This window comes from Pseudescherichia sp., assembly GCF_031998825.1.
GTDB lineage: Bacteria > Pseudomonadota > Gammaproteobacteria > Enterobacterales > Enterobacteriaceae > Pseudescherichia.
Genome location: NZ_DAMACX010000003.1, coordinates 62,938 through 84,906, shown reverse-complemented (window position 1 = coordinate 84,906; position 21,969 = coordinate 62,938). Strand labels below are relative to the sequence as shown.

At 57.8% G+C, this 21,969-nt stretch carries 13 protein-coding genes; 5 read left to right on the top strand and 8 right to left on the bottom strand.

Annotated features, from left to right (window positions below; translation table 11 throughout):
• Positions 1-175: 175 nt before the first annotated feature.
• Positions 176-1,423, top strand: a complete 1,248-nt coding sequence (locus RTP97_RS02315; protein ID WP_312410494.1) for a SulP family inorganic anion transporter — start codon at positions 176-178, stop codon at positions 1,421-1,423.
• Here RTP97_RS02315 and mgtE read toward each other — a convergent pair.
• The 6 genes from mgtE to RTP97_RS02285 all read right to left on the bottom strand — a co-directional run bounded on the left by mgtE (position 1,386) and on the right by RTP97_RS02285 (position 8,643).
• On the bottom strand, positions 1,386-2,822 hold the full coding sequence (gene mgtE / locus RTP97_RS02310) for a magnesium transporter (protein ID WP_312410491.1): 1,437 nt from the start codon (positions 2,820-2,822) through the stop codon (positions 1,386-1,388). The genes RTP97_RS02315 and mgtE overlap by 38 nt on opposite strands.
• A gap of 22 nt (positions 2,823-2,844) precedes the next feature.
• Positions 2,845-4,488 (bottom strand): multidrug ABC transporter permease/ATP-binding protein, encoded by a 1,644-nt coding sequence (locus RTP97_RS02305; protein ID WP_312410488.1) that lies wholly within the window; start codon positions 4,486-4,488, stop codon positions 2,845-2,847.
• Between the two features lie 80 nt (positions 4,489-4,568).
• The gene (alkB, locus tag RTP97_RS02300) at positions 4,569-5,213 is read right to left on the bottom strand and encodes a DNA oxidative demethylase AlkB (protein WP_312410485.1); all 645 of its coding nucleotides are present in this window, start codon (positions 5,211-5,213) and stop codon (positions 4,569-4,571) included.
• Positions 5,213-6,277: a bifunctional DNA-binding transcriptional regulator/O6-methylguanine-DNA methyltransferase Ada gene (ada, locus tag RTP97_RS02295; protein WP_312410483.1), complete on the bottom strand. Its 1,065-nt coding sequence runs from the start codon at positions 6,275-6,277 to the stop codon at positions 5,213-5,215. The genes alkB and ada overlap by 1 nt, the downstream gene beginning before the upstream one ends.
• Positions 6,278-6,355: 78 nt before the next feature.
• Positions 6,356-7,402 (bottom strand): FAD:protein FMN transferase ApbE, encoded by a 1,047-nt coding sequence (gene apbE, locus RTP97_RS02290; RefSeq protein ID WP_312410482.1) that lies wholly within the window; start codon positions 7,400-7,402, stop codon positions 6,356-6,358.
• Between the two features lie 113 nt (positions 7,403-7,515).
• Entirely contained in the window at positions 7,516-8,643 is a 1,128-nt protein-coding gene (locus RTP97_RS02285; protein ID WP_312410481.1) for a porin OmpC, read from the bottom strand.
• A gap of 753 nt (positions 8,644-9,396) precedes the next feature.
• Here RTP97_RS02285 and rcsD point away from each other — a divergent pair.
• Both rcsD and rcsB read left to right on the top strand, forming a co-directional pair.
• Positions 9,397-12,063, top strand: a complete 2,667-nt coding sequence (gene rcsD / locus RTP97_RS02280) for a phosphotransferase RcsD (RefSeq protein WP_312410479.1) — start codon at positions 9,397-9,399, stop codon at positions 12,061-12,063.
• 16 nt (positions 12,064-12,079) lie between these two features.
• Entirely contained in the window at positions 12,080-12,730 is a 651-nt protein-coding gene (gene rcsB / locus RTP97_RS02275; protein ID WP_103819029.1) for a response regulator transcription factor RcsB, read from the top strand.
• 53 nt (positions 12,731-12,783) lie between these two features.
• Here rcsB and rcsC read toward each other — a convergent pair whose 3' ends face one another.
• Together rcsC and gyrA are read right to left on the bottom strand one after the other, a co-directional pair.
• On the bottom strand, positions 12,784-15,630 hold the full coding sequence (gene rcsC / locus RTP97_RS02270) for a two-component system sensor histidine kinase RcsC (protein WP_312410478.1): 2,847 nt from the start codon (positions 15,628-15,630) through the stop codon (positions 12,784-12,786).
• A 127-nt stretch (positions 15,631-15,757) separates the two neighbouring features.
• Positions 15,758-18,394, bottom strand: a complete 2,637-nt coding sequence (gene gyrA / locus RTP97_RS02265; protein ID WP_312410476.1) for a DNA topoisomerase (ATP-hydrolyzing) subunit A — start codon at positions 18,392-18,394, stop codon at positions 15,758-15,760.
• A gap of 157 nt (positions 18,395-18,551) precedes the next feature.
• Between gyrA and ubiG the strand changes: the two genes are divergently transcribed.
• Positions 18,552-19,280, top strand: coding sequence for a bifunctional 2-polyprenyl-6-hydroxyphenol methylase/3-demethylubiquinol 3-O-methyltransferase UbiG (gene ubiG / locus RTP97_RS02260; RefSeq protein ID WP_103819026.1), 729 nt, complete (start codon positions 18,552-18,554; stop codon positions 19,278-19,280).
• A 349-nt stretch (positions 19,281-19,629) separates the two neighbouring features.
• A complete protein-coding gene (gene nrdA, locus RTP97_RS02255; protein WP_312410474.1) occupies positions 19,630-21,915 on the top strand; it encodes a class 1a ribonucleoside-diphosphate reductase subunit alpha in 2,286 nt (761 codons plus the stop codon).
• Positions 21,916-21,969: the final 54 nt, after the last annotated feature.

Genomic DNA, 21,969 nt, shown 5'->3' with positions numbered 1-21,969 from the left:
TCGGGCAATTTAAATATTGTTGAGATAGTACACAGCAAGTTGATAGATGTTAACAAAAAGTTAGATTTTTATAACGGCTATGACAAAAAAACTGGTATCTCCTGCGCCGCACCGCTACTATGCTTCGCTTTGCTACACTGCACACTTTCTGTCCGCTTTGACTCTGTGAAATTTTATGTCTGATGCCCAAAAAGCTTTAACTCCTGTACAAGCTGGAAGCGTTGCCACTGTGCTGCGCTCGCCGTCGCTGCTGATGCGCGAAACCCTTGCCGGGGTGATGACCGCCCTGGCGCTGATCCCGGAAGTGATCTCCTTCTCGGTGATTGCTGGCGTCGATCCAACCGTAAGCCTGATCGCCTCCGTAGTGCTCTGTCTGGGGATGTCCTTCCTTGGCGGACGCCCGGCAATGGTTACGGCCGCGGCTGGCTCCGTGGCGCTGGTGATCGGCCCGATGGTGCATCAGCACGGCGTGGAGTACATCCTGCCTGCCGTCCTGCTCGCCGGGGTGATTCAGATCGTCTTTGGCCTGACGGGGATGGCGCGCCTGATGCGCTTTATTCCGCACACGGTGATGACCGGCTTTGTTAACGCCCTGGGGATCCTGATCTTCTTCGCTCAGGTACCGCACTTCTGGACTCGCGATCCGCTGATCCTCGGGCTGTTTGTCCTGACGCTGCTGATTGTGCTCTGGCTGCCGAAGGTGCTAAAGAGCGTCCCCTCCCCGCTGGTGGCCATCGTGGTGCTGACCCTCTTTACCGTCTTCTCCGGGCAGATCCTGCCGGTGGTGGGCGATGAAGGTCCGATGCAGGGCGGCCTGCCTGGCCTGACCCAGTGGCTGGTGCCGTTCAACCTGACCACGCTGAGTATCATCTGGCCCTGCGCACTGAGCATCGCCTTTGTTGGCCTGATGGAGTCGCTGCTGACGGCGAAGCTGGTAGACGATCTTACCGAAACGCCGTCCAACAAGGGCCGCGAAAGCGCAGGTCTCGGCATCGCTAACATTCTGGCCGGTTTCTACGGTGGGATTGCAGGCTGCGCGATGATCGGCCAGACCATCGTCAACGTTGAGATGGGTAAAGGGCGCAGCCGCGTCTCGACCGTCGCGGCGGGTCTGGTCCTGCTGCTGCTGGTGACTGCATTGAGCAACGTGATGGCGAAGATCCCGATGGCGGTGCTGGCTGGGATTATGGTCATTGTGGCGGTGAAGACTTTCAACTGGCACAGCATTCAGCCTGCGCAGCTAAAACGCGCCCCGGTAACCGAGACGCTGGTGATGCTGGTAACGGTGATTGCCACCGTCACCACCGGTAACTTAGCAATTGGCGTAGTGGCCGGCGTGGCGCTGATGTTCGTGCTGCCCCCGGTCTTTGGCCGCAAAAAGCGCGCTAAAGCAGAAACAGCGTCGCCAGACCCAGAAAAATAAAGAAGCCGCCGGTATCCGTCAGGGCGGTGATCATTACGCTGGAGCCGACCGCCGGGTCGCGCCCCAGCCGTACCATAATCATCGGGATCAGTACCCCCATGGTGGCGGCCAGCAGCAGGTTTAGCACCATTGCCAGGGTCATCACCCCGCCGAGGGCCATATCGTCATAGAGCCACCAGGTTACGCCGCCCATAATCCCGCCCCATACCAGGCCGTTAATCAACGCCACGCCCAGCTCACGGAAGATGAGAAAACGGTAGTTCCCCGGCTGAATGTTCTGCAGCGCCAGCGCACGCACGATCATGGTGATGGTCTGGTTACCGGTGTTGCCGCCGATCCCGGCGACGATGGGCATCAGCGAGGCCAGGGCCACCAGCTGGGAGATGGTATGCTCGAAGCCATCAATCACCCGCGAGGCAATAAAGGCGGTGCAGAGGTTGATCGCCAGCCACGCCCAACGGTTCTTGACCGCTTTGCCGACCGGGGCAAAGACATCCTCCTCCGGGCTGAGACCGCCCATCAGGCGCATGTCGTTATCGCTCTCTTCATACACCACGTTAACAATCTCATCGATGGTCACGCGTCCCAACAGCTTGCCGTCGGGGTTGACCACCGGCGCACTCACCAGGTTGTCACGCTCAAAGGTGCGGGCGGTCTTCTCCGCATCGTCATGGGGCGAGAAGGTGACGGGGTCGGCCTCCATCACCTCGCTGACCAGCGTCTGGGTATCACTGAGCAGAATAGTTTGCAGCGGCAGCTCGCCCAGCAGCTGCTCATCGCGATCGGTGACAAACAGCTTATCGGTGTTCTGCGGCATGCTGCCGAGGCGATGCAGATAGCGCTGGACCGTCTCCAGAGTGACATCCGGACGGACGGTGATCACCTCAAACTCCATCAGCGCGCCCACGCTGTTCTGCTCGTAGCTCATCACCTGATGCACGCGGGCGCGATCGTCCGGCGGCAGAGAGGCCACCAGCCGCCCGGTAAGGTTACGTGGCAGGCGCTTAACCAGATAGATCTGCTCGTCGATATCCAGTCCGCGCAGCGCCTCCAGCAGCGCCTTGTCGCTCATCTCCTCAATCAGATCCTCGCGCACGCTGTCCGAGGCTTCCACAAGGATCTCACCGCGCTTGAGATCGTCGACCAGACGCCACAGCGCCCGACGCTCCTCGGTAGGCAATGCCTCCAGCGTATCCGCCAGGTCCGGGGCCGGTAGATGGGCCACCAGCACGCCGACCTCGGCGATATCGTCGTTTAGTGCACTGCCGTCGAACTGTTCAACCAGGGTCAGCTTGCCGAGGATCTGGGAGGTGATGGCGCTGTTGGTATTCAGCAGCCAGATGAGGCGCGCCCGCTCCTCGTCACGGAGGCGGGCGCTATTTTTCGGGGTGGCGGACATTAACGACTCCTTATCCTTATCCTTATGCGGTGCGTGAAACGGCGTCGCGTGAAGCGAGCGCCCGCTCTTCTCCTGTCAGCTCTGTGAGCACGCCGCTGCGCATCTCCAGCAGGCGATCGGCATGTATAAAGTAGTGGTCGTCGTGACTAATAGCAAAGATGGTTTTCCCTTCGGCCTGCATTAGAGGCAGGATTGTCTGATAAAACTCGCGCCGGAAGTGCGGATCCTGATCGGCGGCCCACTCATCCAGCAGAATAATATCCCGCTCCTCCGCCAGCGCCAGCAGCAGCGCCACGCGCTTCTTCTGCCCCTTCGACAGCTTGAGGTTGAGGATCTTGCCGTTATCCAGCTCAAGCTTGTGCGCCATCTTCAGCTGCGCCAGCCATCTGTCGACGATAGCCGGATCCGCCTGCTTGCCTTCCGGGCCAATCAGCTGGTCAAACAGCCAGACGTCGGTAAATACCGCCGAGAAGAGCTTACGGTAATCCTCTTCGCGCCCGTCAGCCAGCGGCTGGCCGTCAATCAGGATAGTACCCGATACTGGCTGATAGAGTCCGGTCAGCAGCATCGCCAGGGTCGACTTGCCGCTGCCGTTGCCGCCGATAAGAAATACCAGCTCGCCACGCTTCAGGGTCAGGTTGATCGGCCCGACGGAGAAGGCCCCCTCTTGATAGGTGAAGGTCACGTCGCGCAGCTCCAGGGTCTGCCAGCCGGTAAAGGCGGTCGGGCGCGGGAAATCGGGCTGATAGGGGGCGAGGGAGAACTGCTTCAGCTTGTTGAACGCGACCTGGGCGCTGAGCAGGGTGGGCAGCGCGCCTACCGCCGAGAGCAGCGGCGTGCGCAGGAACAGCACCGTCAGGGAGAAGGTCGCCGCGACGTTAGTATCCGCCCAGCCGAGACCGTTGGCCATCCAGAACACCAGGCCAATCGCCCCCAGCATCATAATGTTTGACCAGTTAACGGCGCTAAGGTGGAAGGTGTCGGCGCGAATAATATGGTGGCGATACTCCCGGGCATCCGGCAGGTAAGCGTTGTTAAAGATAGACTCGGCACGCTCGCGGTTGAGGGTCAGCTCTTTGCGCCCCTCCAGCACCGTCTGGTAGTCATGGTGCAGCTTGTCTTCGGTTTCACGCAGCCTCGCTAAATGCTTATAGACCCGCGACACCAGCACAAAACCACCCCAGATGGTGATCGCCATCCACAGGGCGGTGACCAGCAGCATTTTGCCGGAGAGCCAGCCCAGGTAGGCCGCCGATCCGGCGGTCAGGATGATCCCCTGCACCAGCTCCGGCAGGCGCACAAAGGCGATGGTGATGTTACGCACGTCGCTGGTCAGCGCGGCCAGCAGCGCGGCGTTGCCCAGCTGCTCCACCCGCTCCACCTGGGTGTCGAGGATGCGCTTAATAAACTCGCCCCGCAGGCGATAGACAAAGTGGTGGCCAAGGGCGGTCAGCGCCAGCTGGGATCCGAGGGTCACCGCCATCAGCAGCAGCAGCAGGCCGAGAAACTCCGGCAGCACCGTCAGGGAGATATCCACATTCTCGATCAGCCGCGCGTTGATAAAGGCGATCAGCCCGATGCCCAGCGCTGCGCTGAGCAGGGTTAACAGGATGACGGCAATAAAAGGCCAGCGGTACTGCCGCCAGACAAGAAGAAGAAGTTCCATGAGAGCGATCCGGCAAGAAAAATCAGCCCGCAGTGTAAACTGCTATCGCACTGAATCAAGAATAATTCTGATTTATATTCTTAATTACCTGCCCGGCGAAAGGTTAAGTTGTAGCGGCATTCACCGGTCGCCGGATGGTGGCCTGGCTTAAGGGGCTGTATGCCGTGATAGAAGAGACGGGACGGGCCCCCCCACACCACCACGTCGCCATGCTCCAGCAGCAGACGCTTGAGCGGATCGCTGCGTCGGCTGCCACCAAACTGAAAGACGGCGGGCAGGCCCAGCGAGACCGAGACGATAGGCGCAGCCAGATCCGGCTCGTCTTTATCCTGATGCAGAGAGAGCTTTGCTCCCGGTAGGTAGCGGTTGATCAGGCAGGCGTCCGGCTGAAAATCGCTATAGCCCGCCGCCGCCGAAGCCTGCTGGCAGAGCGCGGCAAAGGCCTGCGGCATGGCTGGCCAGGGCTGGTCGGTAAGCGGATCGACGGGCGCATAGCGATAGCCATGCGCGTCGGTTGTCCAGCCCAGGCGGCCACAGTTGGTCATCGCCACCGACATGGTATAGCCGCCGGGGGTTATCATCTGGCGAAACGGTGACGCGCTGGCAACCGCATTGATTCCCACCAGTAGCGCATCGGCGTCGGCCAGGGCAAAGCGGCGCAGGATTGTCGCCCCCGGCGCCAGCGGCTCCTGCCACGGTTCGGCATCGGCAAACAGATCGAGCATCAGGTCTCCTCTTTTAACGACTCGCGCGCCAGCAGCTGGGCCTTGCGCGCCGCCCCCCAGCGGTAGCCGGAGAGCATGCCATCGCCGCGTACCACGCGATGGCAGGGGATTACGATAGCCAGGCGGTTGGCCGCACAGGCGCTGGCTACGGCACGGATCGCCTGCGGCTTGCCGATAGCAGTAGCGATGGCGCGGTAGCTGGCGGTTTCCCCCGCCGGGATCGCCTGCAATGCCTGCCAGACCTGCATCTGAAAGGCGGTGCCACGAATATCCAGCGGCAGAGCCAGCGGGCGGCCGGGGTGTTCGATCGTCGCCACCACCTCGGCAACCCGAGCGCTAAATTCAGCGTCGTCCTGCATAAGCTGAGCGCGAGGGAACAGGGTATGCAGCTCGGCGGTGAGCAGCGATTCGCAGTCGGCCAGCAGGATCGCGCAGATACCGCGATCGCTCTCGGCCACCAGGCAGCGCCCCAGCTCACAGTGCGTCAGCGCGTAGCGGATCGCCGTGCCCTCCCCGCCCTGGCGATACTGCCGGGCCGTCATGCCCAGCGTCTCATCGGCCTTGCGGTAGTAGCTGCCGCTGTCCGGAAAACCGGCGGTCAGCACCGCGTCAGTCACGGTTACGCTGTGGGGGAGCGCGCTGCGCAGGCGTTTCGCCCGGGCGGCCTGCTGCCAGGCCTTTGGCGTCATGCCGGTGGCGGCTTTAAACTGGCGGTGAAGATGGTACGGGCTGAGACCGACCCTCTGCGCCAGCACCTCCAGGGTTATCGGCGTCTCCTGCTCAAGCAGGCGGCAGACGGCGGTGATTTTTTGCGCCAGGCTGCTCTCATCTGCGGGCCTGTCAGGCTGGCAGCGTTTGCAGGGACGAAAACCCGCCTGCGCCGCCGCCTCTGCATCAGTAAAGAAGCGCACGTTTTCACGCAGGGCATGGCGCGCCCGGCACGAGGGGCGACAAAAGATACCGGTGGTAATGACGGCAAAGACGAAACAATTGTCTGCATCGGCCCGGCGTTCGAGCACCGCCTGCCAGCGGTGCTCGTCTTCAATAAAGGTTGTTACGCTCATATCAGGCTCCTCTATTTAGCTTAGCCTGACTATGCCCTGGGCTGGTGCAGCCTTCACCTGAAATCTTGCGCTTTAATTCTATTTACTCTGCAAAAAAGCGGCAAACTGCGGCGACATCCAGGGGGTAAAGGTATCGCCCTCTTTGGTGATCATATAGATCGCCAGCCCTTCACGCATCGCCACCTCACGGGCCTTCTGCGGCCCCAGCACCATCAGCCCGGTATCCCAGGTATCGGCCTCCAGCGCCGTCGGGGCGATCACCGTGACCGACACCAGGTTGTGATCGATAGGATGCCCGGTTTGCGGATCGATAACATGCGACAGGCGTTTGCCGTCCAGCTCGTAGTAGTTGCGGTAGCTGCCGGAGGTGCTGATGCCGTGCCCATTAATATCTACTACCGCCTGCACCGCGTTCTCACGATCGGTCGGCTTCTGGATCGCCACCCGCCAGGGTTTGCCTTCGCCGTTCATACCCCGGCTTACCAGCGCCCCGCCTACCGAGACCAGATAGCGAGGGATCCCCTCCTGCTCCATCAGCCGCGCCAGATGATCGGCCGCGTAGCCTTCGCCTACCGTGGAGAGATCGACATAGAGGTCGGGAATATCCTTCTGTAAAAACTGCTGCCCCGCCAGATAAGAGACCGACAGGTGCTGCAAACCCACGCGCATTTTTGCCGCGTCAATTTGCGACGGCGTCGGGGTGGTTTCCGGCTGCTTATCCGGGCCGAAGCCCCACAGGTTGACCAGTGGACCGATGGTAATATCCATCGCGCTGTCGGTTTTAACGCCGATACGCAGGGCAAGGGTGACAATATCCGCCAGCGCGGCGTCGACCGGCCACGGCGTGGTGCTGGTGGAGGCGTTAAAACGGCTCAGGGCCGAGTCGCTCTTCCAGGTGGAGAGCAGCCTGTCGTCTGCGTCGAGTTGGGCGGTGATTTTCTCCCGCAGCGCATCGGTTTCGGCTTTATCCATATCCACGACGCTAACGCGCCAGGAGGTGCCCATGGTTTTGCCTTCCAGAACGGTAACGGTAGCGCCAGGCTGCGGCGCAGGCGGCGTTGGATCGCAGCCAGTAAGAATCAGGGTAAACGCCAGCAGGGCAGCGCGAAAAAGAGTCGTATCCATAGCAATAATTCCCTTACGCAATGGGCGCAAGAGTACACCAAAAGTGGGCCTGTTCAGGAAAAAGTCGATAAAAAAGGGGCCTGCGCGGCCCCTTCATGCAGACAGATAACGTCTTAGAACTGGTAAACCAGGCCCAGCGCTACGATATCATCCGTGCTAACACCAGCCTGACGGGTGAAGTCGTTGTCATCCAGTAGGTTGATTTTGTAATCAACGTAGGTAGACATGTTTTTGTTGAAGTAGTAAGTCGCGCCAACGTCGATGTACTCCAGCAGATCCTGGTCGCCGTAGTTAGCGCCACCGAAACCGTTGCCGTTAATGTCTTTGCCTTCAGACTTCAGGTAGGCGAGGGACGGACGCAGGCCGAAGTCGAACTGGTACTGAGCAACCACTTCGAAGTTCTGCGCTTTGTTAGCAAAGCCGTATACCGGCTGATCATCACCACGAGAACCGAAACGGGTTGCGTTATAGGTCTGGGAGTACTGCGCTGCCAGGTACAGGTTGTTGGCGTCGTATTTCAGGCCGCCGGTGTAAACGGTTGCACGATCGCCGCTACCGTAAACGCCAATTGCGTTCTGGTCAGCGGTACGTTTAGAGCTAGTGATAGCACCACCGACGCTGAAGCCTTCGCCGATGTCATAGGTCAGGGAGCCGCCGTAGCCGTCGCCGTTCTGACGCAGGAGGCTGCGGCCGCCAACGTCTTCGCCACGGGCGCTGCCGTTTTTGCCCTGGTACTGCAGAGCAAAGTTCAGGCCGTCAACCAGACCGAAGAAGTCGGTGCTGCGGTAGGTCGCCACGCCGTTAGCGCGGGACTGCAGGAAGTTGTCGGCACCGTAGGTATCGCCACCGAACTCAGGCAGCACGTCGGTCCAGGCGGTAACGTCATAGGTTACGCCATAGTTACGACCGTAGTCGAAAGAGCCAGCGTCGCCGAATTTCACGCCGGCAAATGCCAGACGGGTCCAGGACTGGTTTTCGCTCTCAGCGGTGTTGCCCTGGATCTGGTATTCCCACTGGCCGTAGCCGGTTACCTGATCGTTAACCTGAGTTTCGCCTTTGAAGCCAAGACGCATGTAGGTCTGGTCGCCATCACTACCGTCGTCATCAGAGAAATAGTGCAGGCCGTCAACTTTGCCGTAGAGGTCTAATTTGTTGCCGTCTTTATTGTAAATTTCAGCCGCGTTCGCTGCGCCTGCTACCAGCAGAGCCGGTACCAGGAGGGACAGTACTTTAACTTTCATGTTATTAACCCTCATTTATATGCTTTTATTATTGCCACTGCTTACTGATTGAGCGTCAAATCAGTCGGCCAAGCCATTCTCCTAAAAAATACAGAATAATCCAACAAGAAAATGCTACTAAAACTTTTAATATGTTTCAGTTAGATAGATAGATGTTTCATTTTGTAAATATTGGGGAACTTTTGCTGGCACGAATAGCTAAAAAATAAAGCATCAATAATCAAGAAATAATATTTCTACATAAAAATCATTAGTTTGTATGATTTAGCGGTCATAGCACTGAAAGACAAAACAAATCGCGGATTGGCTACTAAAATAACCCTCGCTATCATCATTAACTTTTATTTATTACCGTCATTCGACTCTGAATGTCCGTTTACCCCAATTCTCGCCGGATGCTCTGCATTCGGCTTTTTTTTACCTTTCTTTACGTTGCCCGCTCAATTTTATGCTACCGCCCTGAAATCATAACGACTATTAACTAATGATGACGGAAAGTAAGCAAAATTCACTACGCCAAAAACATAAGCAATATCTTGTTATTTCGTGCTATTTCGCTGCTCTCATCGATGGTTATTTATACCGCTGCCTAAACCCTGTACAGGTTTACCGCTTCGCTGTGTTAAAGTCTCTTTTATGCCGTTCAGTTTCTCGCCAGACGTGAAGAGAGTCTGGAAATTCAGGCATTACCCTTTATACTGCCTGCTGTACGCCACCAAGTAGCATAACTTTTACCAGCCTGATGACACACTGATGAGTCGATCCGACAGCATGATCCCTGGCAAGTTTTCCCTGATACCAGGCAACATTACCCGTTTCTTTCTATTACTGATTATCGTTCTGCTGGTAACCCTGGGCGTCATGGTGCAAAGCGCCGTTAATGCATGGCTGAAAGATAAGAGCTATCAAATCGTCGATATCACCCATGCGATGCACAAGCGGGTCGATACCTGGCGCTATGCAACGTGGCAGATCTACGACAATATCGCTGCCGCCCCTGCCGCTCCCGCTGACGGTCTCCAGGAGACGCGTCTGAAGCAGGACGTCTACTATCTTGAGAAACCACGACGTAAAACCGAAGCGCTGATCTTCGGCTCCCACGACGGCTCAACCCTTGAGATGACGCAGCGCATCTCTACCTACCTTGACACGCTATGGGGCGCAGAGACCGTGCCCTGGTCGATGTACTATCTTAACGGCCAGGATAACAGCATGATCCTGGTCTCTACCCTGCCGCTGAAGGATCTCTCTTCGGGCTTCAAGGAGTCGACCATTGATAATATCGTCGACTCACGCCGGGCAGAGATGCTGCAGCAGGCTAACGCTCTCGACGAGCGGGAGAGCTTCTCCCCGCTGCGCAGCCTGAGCTGGCAAAACGGTTACTACTTTACCCTGCGTACCACCTTTAACCAGCCGGGCCATCTGGCGACGGTGGTGGCGTTCGATCTGCCGATTAACGATCTCATCCCTCCCGGCATGCCGATGGACAGCTTCCGCCTCGAGCCGGATAACGGCCCTACTCCCCTGCGCGCCTCGGACAAGGAGACGGCAGACAGCGTCTCGGTCAACTTTAGCGGGGCGAAGATTGAGATCTCCTCGTCGCTGAACTCAACGGATATGCGTCTGGTGTGGCAAGTGCCTTTCGGTACCCTGCTGCTGGAGACATTACAGAATATCGTCCTGCCGCTGCTGCTCAATATTGGCCTGCTGGCGCTGGCGCTGTTTGGCTTTACGACCTTCCGCCATCAGCCGGGCCGCCAGCTCGACGGCCAGTCCTCGCCGGGTGCAAATAACGAGCTGCGCCTGCTGCGGGCGCTAAACGAAGAGATTGTCTCGGTTCTGCCGCTGGGGCTGCTGGTGCACGACCAGGAGGCCAACCGGACGGTCATCAGCAACAAGATCGCAGATCACCTGCTGCCCCATCTGAACCTGCAAAACATCACCAGCATGGCGGATCAGCACCAGGGGGTTATCCAGGCAACGGTGAACAACGAGCTGTATGAGATCCGGCAGTTCCGCAGTCAGGTGGTGCCGAGAACGCAGATCTTTATTATTCGCGATCAGGACCGGGAGGTGCTGGTTAACAAAAAACTCAAGCAGGCTCAGCGTCTGTATGAGAAAAACCAGCAGGGCCGCTCGGCGTTTATGCAGCATATTGGCGAGGCGCTAAGCCTGCCGGCTAAGACGCTTGCCGGTGAGGCTGCGGCGATCGACAGCGAAGAGAGCCGCCATCTGACGCATCATGCCCAGACGCTGGTGCAGCTGGTTGAAGATATTCAGCTGGCAAACATGCTGGAGACCGACAGCTGGAAGGGAACGCTGACCCAGTTCTCGATTCAGGATCTGATTGATGAAGTGGTGCCCGAGGTGCTGCCGACCATCAAGCGTAAAGGCCTGCAGCTGCTGATTAATAATAACCTGCCCGCTAACGAAGAGCGGCACGGCGATCGCGAGGCGCTGAGACGCATCCTGCTGATGCTGATCCAGTATGCGGTGACCACCACCCAGATCGGCAAAATTACCCTTGAGGTTGATACCGACGAGTCGGCGGACGATCGCCTGACCTTCCGTATCCTCGATACCGGCGAAGGGGTCACGGCCAGCGAAGTGGACAACCTGCACTTCCCGTTCCTCAACGATACCCAGAGCGATCGCTACGGCAAAGCCAATGCCCTCACCTTCTGGCTGTGCGATCAGCTGGCGCGCAAGCTTGGTGGACATCTGAACATTAAAGCACGCGAAAGCTTAGGCACCCGCTATACGCTGCATGTGAAGATGGCGGCCCAGGCGCAGGAGGTTGAATCTGAAGAGAAGCTGTTGGATGACGTCGTAGCGATGATCGATATTACCTCCAACGAAATTCGTCATATCGTGGTTCGCCAGCTGGAAAATTGGGGAGCAAGCTGCATCACGCCGGATGAGAGATTAATAAGTCAAGAGTACGATCTCTTTTTAACGGATAATCCGTCTAATCTTACAGCCTCAGGCTTGCTTTTAAGCGATGATGAGGCCGCCGTGCGGAAAATTGGCCCCGGCCAGCTGCGCGTGAATTTCAATATCAGTAATGCGATGCAGGAAGCGATACTGCAACTTATCGAAGAACAGCTGGCGCAGGATGAGGTCTCGCCCTCACCGATGGGCGGGAATGAAAATGCCGAACTGCATGCCAGCGGCTATTATGCGCTGTTTGTCGATACAGTACCCGACGATGTTAAGAGGTTGTATACTGAAGCGGCTGTAAGCGATTTCGCGGCGCTGGCACAGACAGCGCACCGCCTCAAAGGGGTGTTTGCCATGCTAAATTTGGTTCCCGGCAAGCAATTATGTGAAACGCTGGAACATTTAATTCGTGAGAAAGATGTTTCAGGCATAGAAAAATATATCAGCGACATTGACGCCTACGTCAAAAGCTTGCTGTAGCAAGGTAGCCTTATACATGAACAATATGAACGTAATTATTGCCGATGACCATCCGATTGTACTGTTCGGTATTCGCAAGTCACTTGAACAGATCGAGTGGGTGAATGTAGTCGGTGAATTTGAAGACTCAACACAGCTTATCAATAACCTGCCAAAACTGGATGCGCATGTCCTGATCACCGATCTCTCCATGCCCGGTGACAAATATGGCGACGGCATTACCCTGATTAAATACATCAAGCGCCACTTCCCGAACCTGTCGGTGATCGTGCTGACCATGAACAACAACCCGGCCATCCTCAGCGCGGTGCTGGAGCTGGATATCGAAGGGATTGTCCTGAAACAGGGCGCGCCAACGGACCTGCCGAAAGCGCTGGCCTCGCTGCAGAAAGGGAAGAAGTTTACCCCGGAGAGCGTCTCTCGCCTGCTGGAGAAGATCAGCGCTGGCGGCTACGGCGACAAACGTCTGTCACCGAAAGAGAGCGAAGTGCTGCGTCTGTTCGCCGAAGGTTTCCTCGTTACCGAGATCGCCAAGAAGCTGAACCGCAGCATTAAAACCATCAGCAGCCAGAAGAAATCGGCAATGATGAAGCTGGGGGTGGATAACGATATCGCCCTGCTGAACTATCTCTCCTCCGTGACCCTGAGCCCGGCGGACAAAGATTAATCCTCTCTGAACGTTAAGCCGGGCGGCGCTGACGCTTGCCCGGCCTACATTTTCTATCCCCGCGATTTTCTCACCCGCTCCGCGTAGATCGCCAGCGTCTGCTCCAGCACGTCCAGCGTGACCGGTTTCGACAGACAGCTATCCATGCCCGACTCCAGGCAGCGCTGCTTCTCTTCCGCCAGCGCGTTAGCCGTCACGCCCACCACCGGTAGGGTCAGCCCCAGCTGACGAATGCGCTGCGTCAGGCGGTAGCCATCCATATTTGGCATGTTAACGTCGCTCAGGATGATATCGATATGGTTTTTGCTCAGCACGTTCAGGGCATCCACACCGTCGTTGGCAGTTTTGCACTGGTAGCCCAGGGAGCCAAGCTGATCGGCAAGCAGCCGTCGGTTGATCGGGTGATCGTCCACCACCAGAATCATCATGTCATCATTGTGGGCGTCCTGCGTCCCGGCAGCGGAGAGCACCGGCGCGGTTTCGCTGGTATCCACCTTAACGCTGTAGATGCGTGCCAGCAGGGCCAGCAGCTCATGGGGTGATGCCACGCTGTGCGTCCACTCGCCAGGCTTGCGCTCCTGCGGAATGCCGATATGCCGACGGCAGAAGATCACCGCCGCCCTGCCCTGCCAGGGTTGGTCGAGGGCATCATCGGTAAGCAGCATATCGTCTGCATCCGGAGTCTGCCCTTCGTAGCGCTCGGCACGAATGCCGTTGCGCGCCAGCAGCGACTCCACGAAGCTGCACAGCGAGGCGTTACGGATCGCCAGCCAGCAGCGCGTGTTAGCCAGGCCGTCAACGTCAATCACCTGCGGCGACTGGGCAGAGTAGAGCGGGATGCGCAGAGTAAACTGGCTCCCCATGCCCGGCTCGGTATCCACCGCGATATCACCATCCATCATGCTGATCAGCTTCTCGCAGATGGCGAGTCCCAGCCCGGTGCCCTGGAAGTTGCGCTGTACGCCGGTGCCCACCTGGAAGAAGGGATCGAACAGGCGAACCACCTCTTTGGCCGGAATGCCGACGCCGGTATCACGCACCTGAATAGAGAGATACTCCCCTACCCGCTGCACATGAAGCACGATACAGCCTACGTCGGTAAACTTGATGGCGTTGCTCAGCAGATTAGAGATCACCTGCTGAAGGCGCATCGGATCGCCCTGCATCATCACCGGCACGTCCGGATCGATAAAGCAGTACAGCCCGAGCTGCTTGCGCACCACCAGCGGCAGGTAGTTAGCGGTGATATGGTTCATCACCTCGCGCGGGGAGAACTCACGTGGCTCGATCTTCAGCTGCTCGGACTCAATTTTTGAGAAGTCGAGAATATCGCTGATGATCTTCAGCAGCAGGCTGGAGGAGTTGTTCATAGCCGTCACCAGGCGATCTACCCCTTTCGGCAGCGCCTTGGTTTGCAGCAGATCGAGGTTACCGATAATACCGTAGAGCGGCGTGCGCAGCTCGTGGCTAACGGTCGCCAGGAACATCGACTTCGACTGGCTCGCCTGCTCCGCCGCCTGGGCCATATCCTGCAGCGACTCCTCCATTTTGACGCGGGCGGAGACATCCACCAGCACGCAGATAGCCACGTTCTCATTGCGATAGCGCGAGTGAACAAAGCTGATCTGCAGATTGGTGTTGTTGCTGGTAAGCACATCGACAAAGTTGACCTGCTGACCACAGATAATCTGCGTCAGCCGCTGCCGATCCTCGTGGGTCAGCATATTGAGGTAGTTATGCGCCAGCTCGTTACTCAGAATGTTGGTGCCATCCTGAGTACGTAAAATACAGATCCCCACCGGGGCGGAGGCAACAATCTTACGGTTGAACTGCTCATGCTCTTCAAGACGCTGGGCATCTACCTCCGCCGGAATAAAGATGCGCCGCTCGTACATCCGCGCCAGGGTAAAGAGCGCGATCCCTACCAGCACGTTAAGCAGCACCGCGTTGAGGATCAGCATGCGGATATGCTCCAGCACCAGATCCACCGGCACCGAGTAGACCACGCTCAGGGAGGAGGGTTGCAGGCTCTTCTTCAGCACCAGATCGCGGAAGCCGGAGGTGTAGCCAAACCAGGAGCGCTCCTGCATCCAGCGCGGATCGATCTCCGGACGGTTATCCGGCCCGGTCAGGGAGATCAGCGCGTGGCCGTTCTCGTCCAGAATGGTCACGCTTATTGGCAGGCTGCCCGGCGTAAAGAAGTTATCCATGCGGATAGACTGCTCAACGCCCAGCAGCGCCTGCAGGCGGTTGGCCAGGTAGACCGGCGTCAGGGCGTAGAAGTAGCCGATGCCGGGACGCGCGCCCTGGCTTATCCAGAAGATGTTGTTGCCGCGCTCTTCCTGCGGGGCGTTGCGGTATTTCAGGATGCGCTCGTGCAGGTTTTTCAGGGCACTCTCACGCTCCAGCGGCACGTCGCGCAGGCCGAAGTCGGCCATGCAGAGGTTGACGCTGCCAATCAAAAATACCCGGTTGAGATCGTAGGCGGCAGAGAAGTTATCTCGCCAGTAGCGCATAAACCACGCCAGCGACTCCAGCGAGCCGCGCCATGCCGTACCCATCGCCGAGCAGTCGGAGTCCGGGAACAGCGGTTGAAAATCGGGGACGTCGTTCTGCGCACTCTGCACGCGAGAGGCCATGATGCCGTTCTCTGCCGTCAGGCGATTTTCTGCGATGTACTTGAGCTCTTTCATCACGTCTGAGGTGCGCTGAATATAGCGCTGGGCCTGATCGGAGCTGAGATTAAACTCCTTACGGATTTCAGACTCTTTCTGGTGCAGGGCGTTAACGATGTAGAACACCGAACAGAGGACAATCAGCAGCCAGAGCAGCAGTGCCAGCGCCCGGAACAGGTAGCGTGAAACTTTGAGAGTGGTTCGAAAAGAGACGAGGTATTTCAACGTGGCGATGCTCCGCCGTCAGGGTCACAAAAGGATGTCGATAAGGTAGCGGTAAAACGGGCAGACCGCAAAGAAAAAGGGCCGGATTGCCGGCCCTTTCATCAATGCTCTGACTTAATGCGCCGAATTACTCTTCGCCGTCATCCGCTGCATCATCGTCAGCTTCGGTTTCCGGGGCGATATCGTCATCGCCCTCGGCAACCGTACCGTCGATAGCGTCCAGCTCTTCGTCATCTACCGGCTCGGCCACGCGCTGCAGACCCACCACGTTCTCATCTTCCGCCGTGCGGATGAGGATCACGCCCTGGGTGTTACGCCCAACCACGCTGATCTCCGACACGCGGGTACGTACGAGGGTACCGGCATCGGTGATCATCATGATCTGGTCGCAGTCGTCGACCTGTACCGCGCCCACAACGGAGCCGTTACGCTCGGTAACCTTGATAGAGATAACGCCCTGGGTACCACGCGACTTGGTGGGGTACTCTTCCTGCGCCGTGCGTTTACCGTAGCCGTTCTGCGTCACGGTCAAGATAGCGCCTTCGCCACGTGGAATGATCAGGGAGACGACCTTGTCAACGCCGGCCAGCTTGATACCGCGCACGCCGGTAGCCGTACGGCCCATCGCACGCACCGCGTTATCTTTGAAGCGCACCACTTTACCGGCAGCGGAGAAGAGCATCACTTCGTCGTCGCCGGAAGTCAGGTCAACGCCAATCAGCTCGTCGCCGTCGTTCAGGTTCACCGCGATGATCCCGGCGGAACGCGGACGGCTGAACTCGGTCAGCGCCGTTTTCTTCACCGTACCGCTGGCGGTCGCCATAAAGACGTTGACGCCCTCTTCATACTCGCGCACCGGCAGAATAGCGGTGATACGCTCGTTGGCTTCCAGCGGCAGCAGGTTGACGATCGGACGACCGCGCGCACCACGGCTCGCTTCCGGCAGCTGGTAGACCTTCATCCAGTAGAGACGGCCCCGGCTGGAGAAGCAGAGGATCGTGTCGTGGGTGTTGGCCACCAGCAGACGGTCGATAAAGTCCTCTTCTTTTATGCGGGCGGCAGACTTACCTTTACCGCCGCGGCGCTGGGCCTCGTAGTCGGTCAGCGGCTGGTACTTAACGTAGCCCTGGTGCGACAGCGTGACCACCACGTCTTCCTGGCTGATCAGATCTTCGATATTGATATCGGCGCTGTTCGCGGTGATTTCGGTGCGGCGCGCGTCGCCAAACTGGTCGCGGACCAGCTCCAGCTCCTCGCGGATCACCTCCATCAGACGATCGGCGCTGCCGAGAATGTGCAGCAGCTCGGCGATCTGCGCCAGCAGCTCTTTGTACTCGTCAAGCAGCTTCTCGTGCTCCAGGCCGGTCAGCTTCTGCAGACGCAGGTCCAGGATCGCCTGAGCCTGCTGCTCGGTCAGGTAGTACTTACCGTCGCGTACGCCGAACTCCGGCTCCAGCCACTCCGGACGTGCGGCGTCATCGCCGGCGCCTGCCAGCATGGCCGCCACGTTGCCCAGATCCCACGCCTGCGCCACCAGCCCTGCCTTCGCTTCGGCCGGGGTCGGCGCACGGCGGATCAGCTCGATAATCGGATCGATGTTAGCCAGCGCAACCGCCAGCGCTTCAAGGATGTGCGCACGGTCGCGGGCTTTACGCAGTTCAAAAATGGTACGGCGGGTCACCACTTCGCGGCGGTGACGCACGAACGCGGAAAGAATATCTTTCAGGTTCATGATCTTTGGCTGGCCGTGGTGCAGCGCAACAATGTTGATGCCGAAGGAGACCTGCAGCTGCGTCTGGGAGTAGAGGTTGTTCAGCACCACCTCACCTACCGCGTCGCGTTTGATCTCAATCACGATGCGCATGCCGTCTTTATCGGACTCGTCGCGCAGGGCGCTGATGCCCTCGACGCGTTTGTCTTTCACCAGCTCGGCAATCTTCTCGATCAGGCGCGCTTTGTTCACCTGGTACGGGATTTCGTGCACGATAATGGTTTCACGACCGGTTTTCGCATCGGCTTCAACTTCCGCGCGTGCGCGAATGTAGATCTTGCCGCGGCCGGTGCGATAGGCCTCTTCGATACCGCGACGACCGTTAATGATCGCCGCCGTCGGGAAGTCCGGCCCCGGAATGTGCTCCATCAGCCCTTCAACGCTGATGTTCTCATCGTCGATGTAGGCCAGGCAGCCGTTGATCACTTCCGTCAGGTTGTGTGGCGGAATGTTGGTTGCCATACCGACTGCGATACCGGACGCGCCGTTAACCAGCAGGTTCGGGATTTTGGTTGGCATGACGTCCGGAATTCTTTCGGTACCGTCGTAGTTATCAACGAAATCGACCGTCTCTTTTTCCAGATCGGCCATCAGCTCGTGGGCAATTTTCGACATACGGATTTCCGTATAACGCATCGCCGCGGCGGAGTCGCCGTCTACCGAGCCGAAGTTACCCTGGCCATCGACCAGCATGTAACGCAGCGAAAACGGCTGCGCCATACGGACGATGGTGTCATACACCGCCGTGTCACCATGGGGATGGTATTTACCGATTACGTCACCAACGACACGGGCAGATTTTTTGTAGGCTTTATTCCAGTCATTGCCCAATACGTTCATGGCGTATAGTACGCGACGGTGTACCGGTTTCAGGCCATCGCGGACGTCTGGCAGCGCACGGCCAACAATGACCGACATCGCATAGTCCAGATAGGAGCTCTTCAGCTCTTCCTCGATGTTAACCGGTGTAATTTCTCTCGCAAGGTCGCTCATCTAACCGCTATCCCTCTACTGTATCCCGGATTCAAAGGTCGCAAATTATAACACAGCCGCCGTCATTCCGGTAAAGGAAACACCCCCGCTGGTGCTTTATTGATACTTCTCTCCTGATATACTCAATGCACTGATTGATTAAGGAGTAAAAGCGCCAATGAATGCTGAAAAACCGCCGGTGGCTCAAAACGTTGACTATGAAGAGATCGCCAAATTTGAAGCCGTGGCGTCACGCTGGTGGGATACCGAAGGCGAGTTTAAGCCGCTGCATCGTATCAACCCCCTGCGCCTGGGCTATATCGCCGAGCGCGTCGGCGGCCTGTTTGGCAAAAAAGTGCTGGATGTCGGCTGCGGCGGCGGCATTCTGGCCGAGAGCATGGCCCGGGAAGGCGCGAACGTCAGCGGCCTCGATATGGGCTTTGAGCCATTGCAGGTTGCTCGCCTGCACGCCCTGGAGTCCGGCATTCATGTCGACTACGTCCAGGAGACGGTTGAGGAGCATGCGGCAAAGCAGGCGGGACAGTATGATGTCGTGACCTGCATGGAGATGCTGGAGCACGTGCCCGATCCGCAGTCGGTAGTCCACGCCTGCGCCCGCCTCGTTAAACCGGGCGGCCACGTCTTCTTCTCGACGCTTAACCGCAGCGGTAAAGCCTGGCTGCTGGCGATTGTCGGCGCAGAGTACGTGCTGCGCATGGTGCCGAAAGGCACGCACGACGTGAAGAAGTTTATTAAGCCCGCCGAGCTGATTGGCTGGATCGATCCTACCCCGCTGCAGGAGCGGCACATGATCGGCCTGCACTACAATCCGCTTACCGATCGCTTCAAGCTGGCCCCGGGCGTTGACGTGAACTACATGCTGCATACTCAGGCAAAAAACAGCTAACGTTATTTGAAAATGTGATGACCATTACGCAGTGCCATAGGCTGCGTAATGGGCTTTTGCCACTTGCACGATGAAGATTTCAGCGTTCGATCACATTCAGATTTTTTTTTCGCATGCGTTGACTTTCCTGTAGCCCTTATCGTTCGCGGACTTAGCGATTATTACCTTTCCGCAACCGCAATTTAACCTCAAAATCAACTCTTGTACTGAAAAGAATCCAGACTAAAATACTCACCATATTGTGACGTTTTCATTAAACACCCCCTACATATAGTATTTATCCACAGGTTTAACCACAGCGCCGAACTGTGGATAAGCGGGGGATACTTTTTTTCTTAAGGACAGGTACATGAATCAGAGTCTGCTGGTGACGAAGCGTGATGGTCGTACTGAACGCATCAATCTGGATAAAATCCACCGGGTGCTGGATTGGGCGGCAGAAGGGCTGAATAACGTATCGATCTCTCAGGTTGAACTGCGCTCCCACATTCAGTTCTACGACGGCATCAAAACGTCCGACATCCACGAAACCATTATCAAAGCCGCGGCGGATCTCATCTCCCGCGATGCGCCGGACTATCAGTATCTGGCGGCCCGCCTTGCTATCTTCCACCTGCGTAAAAAAGCCTACGGCCAGTTTGAGCCGCCGGTGCTGATCGACCACGTGCGCAAGATGATTGAGCTGGGTAAATACGATAATCATCTGCTGGAAGACTACACGGAAGAAGAGTTCCAGCAGATGGATGGCTTCATCCAGCACGATCGCGATCTGACCTTCTCCTATGCGGCAGTGAAGCAGCTGGAAGGGAAATACCTGGTGCAGAACCGCGTAACGGGCGAAATCTACGAGAGCGCCCAGTTCCTCTACATTCTGGTTGCTGCGTGCCTGTTCTCTAACTATCCGCGTGAAACCCGTCTGGACTACGTGAAGCGTTTCTATGACGCGGTCTCGACCTTTAAAATCTCGCTGCCGACGCCGATCATGTCCGGCGTGCGCACCCCGACCCGCCAGTTCAGCTCCTGCGTGCTGATCGAGTGCGGCGACAGCCTGGACTCCATCAACGCCACCTCCAGCGCGATTGTGAAATATGTCTCCCAGCGTGCCGGTATCGGCATCAACGCGGGCCGCATTCGCGCCCTCGGTAGCCCGATCCGCGGCGGTGAAGCGTTCCACACCGGCTGCATTCCGTTCTACAAGCACTTCCAGACCGCAGTGAAGTCCTGCTCCCAGGGCGGCGTGCGCGGCGGTGCGGCGACGCTCTTCTACCCGATGTGGCATCTGGAAGTTGAGAGCCTGCTGGTGCTGAAAAACAACCGTGGCGTCGAAGGCAACCGCGTTCGTCACATGGACTACGGCGTACAGATCAACAAGCTGATGTACACCCGTCTGCTGAAGGGCCAGGATATCACCCTCTTCAGCCCGTCCGACGTTCCAGGCCTGTACGACGCCTTCTTCGCCGATCAGGACGAGTTTGAGCGCCTGTACGTGCAGTACGAGCAGGACGAAAGCATCCGTAAGCAGCGCGTGAAGGCGGTCGAGCTCTTCTCGCTGATGATGCAGGAGCGTGCCTCCACCGGCCGTATCTACATCCAGAACGTTGACCACTGCAACACCCACAGCCCGTTCGATCCGGCGGTGGCGCCGGTGCGCCAGTCAAACCTCTGCCTGGAGATCGCCCTGCCGACCAAACCGCTGATGGACGTCAACGACGAGAACGGCGAAATCGCGCTCTGCACGCTGTCGGCGTTCAACCTTGGCGCTATTAACAGCCTGGACGAGCTGGAAGAGCTGGCCGTGCTGGCGGTACGTGCGCTGGATGCCCTGCTGGACTATCAGGACTACCCGATCCCGGCCGCAAAACGCGGGGCCATGGGTCGCCGTACGCTGGGTATTGGCGTGATCAACTACGCCTACTGGCTGGCGAAAAACGGCAAGCGCTACTCCGACGGCAGCGCCAACAACCTGACTCACCAGACCTTTGAAGCCATTCAGTACTTCCTGCTGAAGGCCTCTAACGAGCTGGCAAAAGAGCAAGGCGCGTGCCCGTGGTTCAACGAGACCACCTATGCGCAAGGTATTCTGCCGACCGACACCTATAAAAAGGATCTCGACGGCATTACCGATGAGCCGCTGCACTACAACTGGGAAGCGCTGCGTCAGTCCATCAAGACGCACGGCCTGCGTAACTCCACGCTCTCTGCGCTGATGCCGTCCGAGACCTCGTCGCAGATCTCTAACGCCACCAACGGCATTGAGCCGCCGCGCGGCCACGTGAGCATTAAAGCATCAAAAGATGGCATCCTGCGCCAGGTGGTGCCGGACTATGAGCACCTGAAAAACAACTATGAGCTGCTGTGGGAGATGCCGAATAACGACGGTTACCTCCAGCTGGTAGGTATCATGCAGAAGTTTATCGACCAGTCGATCTCTGCGAATACCAACTACGATCCGTCCCGCTTCCCGTCTGGCAAAGTGCCGATGCAGCAGCTGCTGAAGGATCTGCTCACCGCCTATAAGTTTGGCGTCAAGACCCTGTACTATCAGAACACCCGTGACGGTGCGGAAGATGCGCAGGATGACCTGGTGCCTTCTATTCAGGACGACGGCTGCGAAAGCGGCGCATGTAAGATTTGATATCATTTAGCCGGGTGGCGCTTCGCTTACCCGGCCTACAGGGTATTGTAGGCC

Coding starts and splice junctions, on each gene's coding strand:
- RTP97_RS02315 (WP_312410494.1), top strand. CDS start 176: ATGTCTGATGCCCAAAAAGCTTTAACTCCTGTACAAGCTGGAAGCGTT.
- mgtE (WP_312410491.1), bottom strand. CDS start 2,822: ATGTCCGCCACCCCGAAAAATAGCGCCCGCCTCCGTGACGAGGAGCGG.
- RTP97_RS02305 (WP_312410488.1), bottom strand. CDS start 4,488: ATGGAACTTCTTCTTCTTGTCTGGCGGCAGTACCGCTGGCCTTTTATT.
- alkB (WP_312410485.1), bottom strand. CDS start 5,213: ATGCTCGATCTGTTTGCCGATGCCGAACCGTGGCAGGAGCCGCTGGCG.
- ada (WP_312410483.1), bottom strand. CDS start 6,277: ATGAGCGTAACAACCTTTATTGAAGACGAGCACCGCTGGCAGGCGGTG.
- apbE (WP_312410482.1), bottom strand. CDS start 7,402: ATGGATACGACTCTTTTTCGCGCTGCCCTGCTGGCGTTTACCCTGATT.
- RTP97_RS02285 (WP_312410481.1), bottom strand. CDS start 8,643: ATGAAAGTTAAAGTACTGTCCCTCCTGGTACCGGCTCTGCTGGTAGCA.
- rcsD (WP_312410479.1), top strand. CDS start 9,397: ATGAGTCGATCCGACAGCATGATCCCTGGCAAGTTTTCCCTGATACCA.
- rcsB (WP_103819029.1), top strand. CDS start 12,080: ATGAACAATATGAACGTAATTATTGCCGATGACCATCCGATTGTACTG.
- gyrA (WP_312410476.1), bottom strand. CDS start 18,394: ATGAGCGACCTTGCGAGAGAAATTACACCGGTTAACATCGAGGAAGAG.
- ubiG (WP_103819026.1), top strand. CDS start 18,552: ATGAATGCTGAAAAACCGCCGGTGGCTCAAAACGTTGACTATGAAGAG.
- nrdA (WP_312410474.1), top strand. CDS start 19,630: ATGAATCAGAGTCTGCTGGTGACGAAGCGTGATGGTCGTACTGAACGC.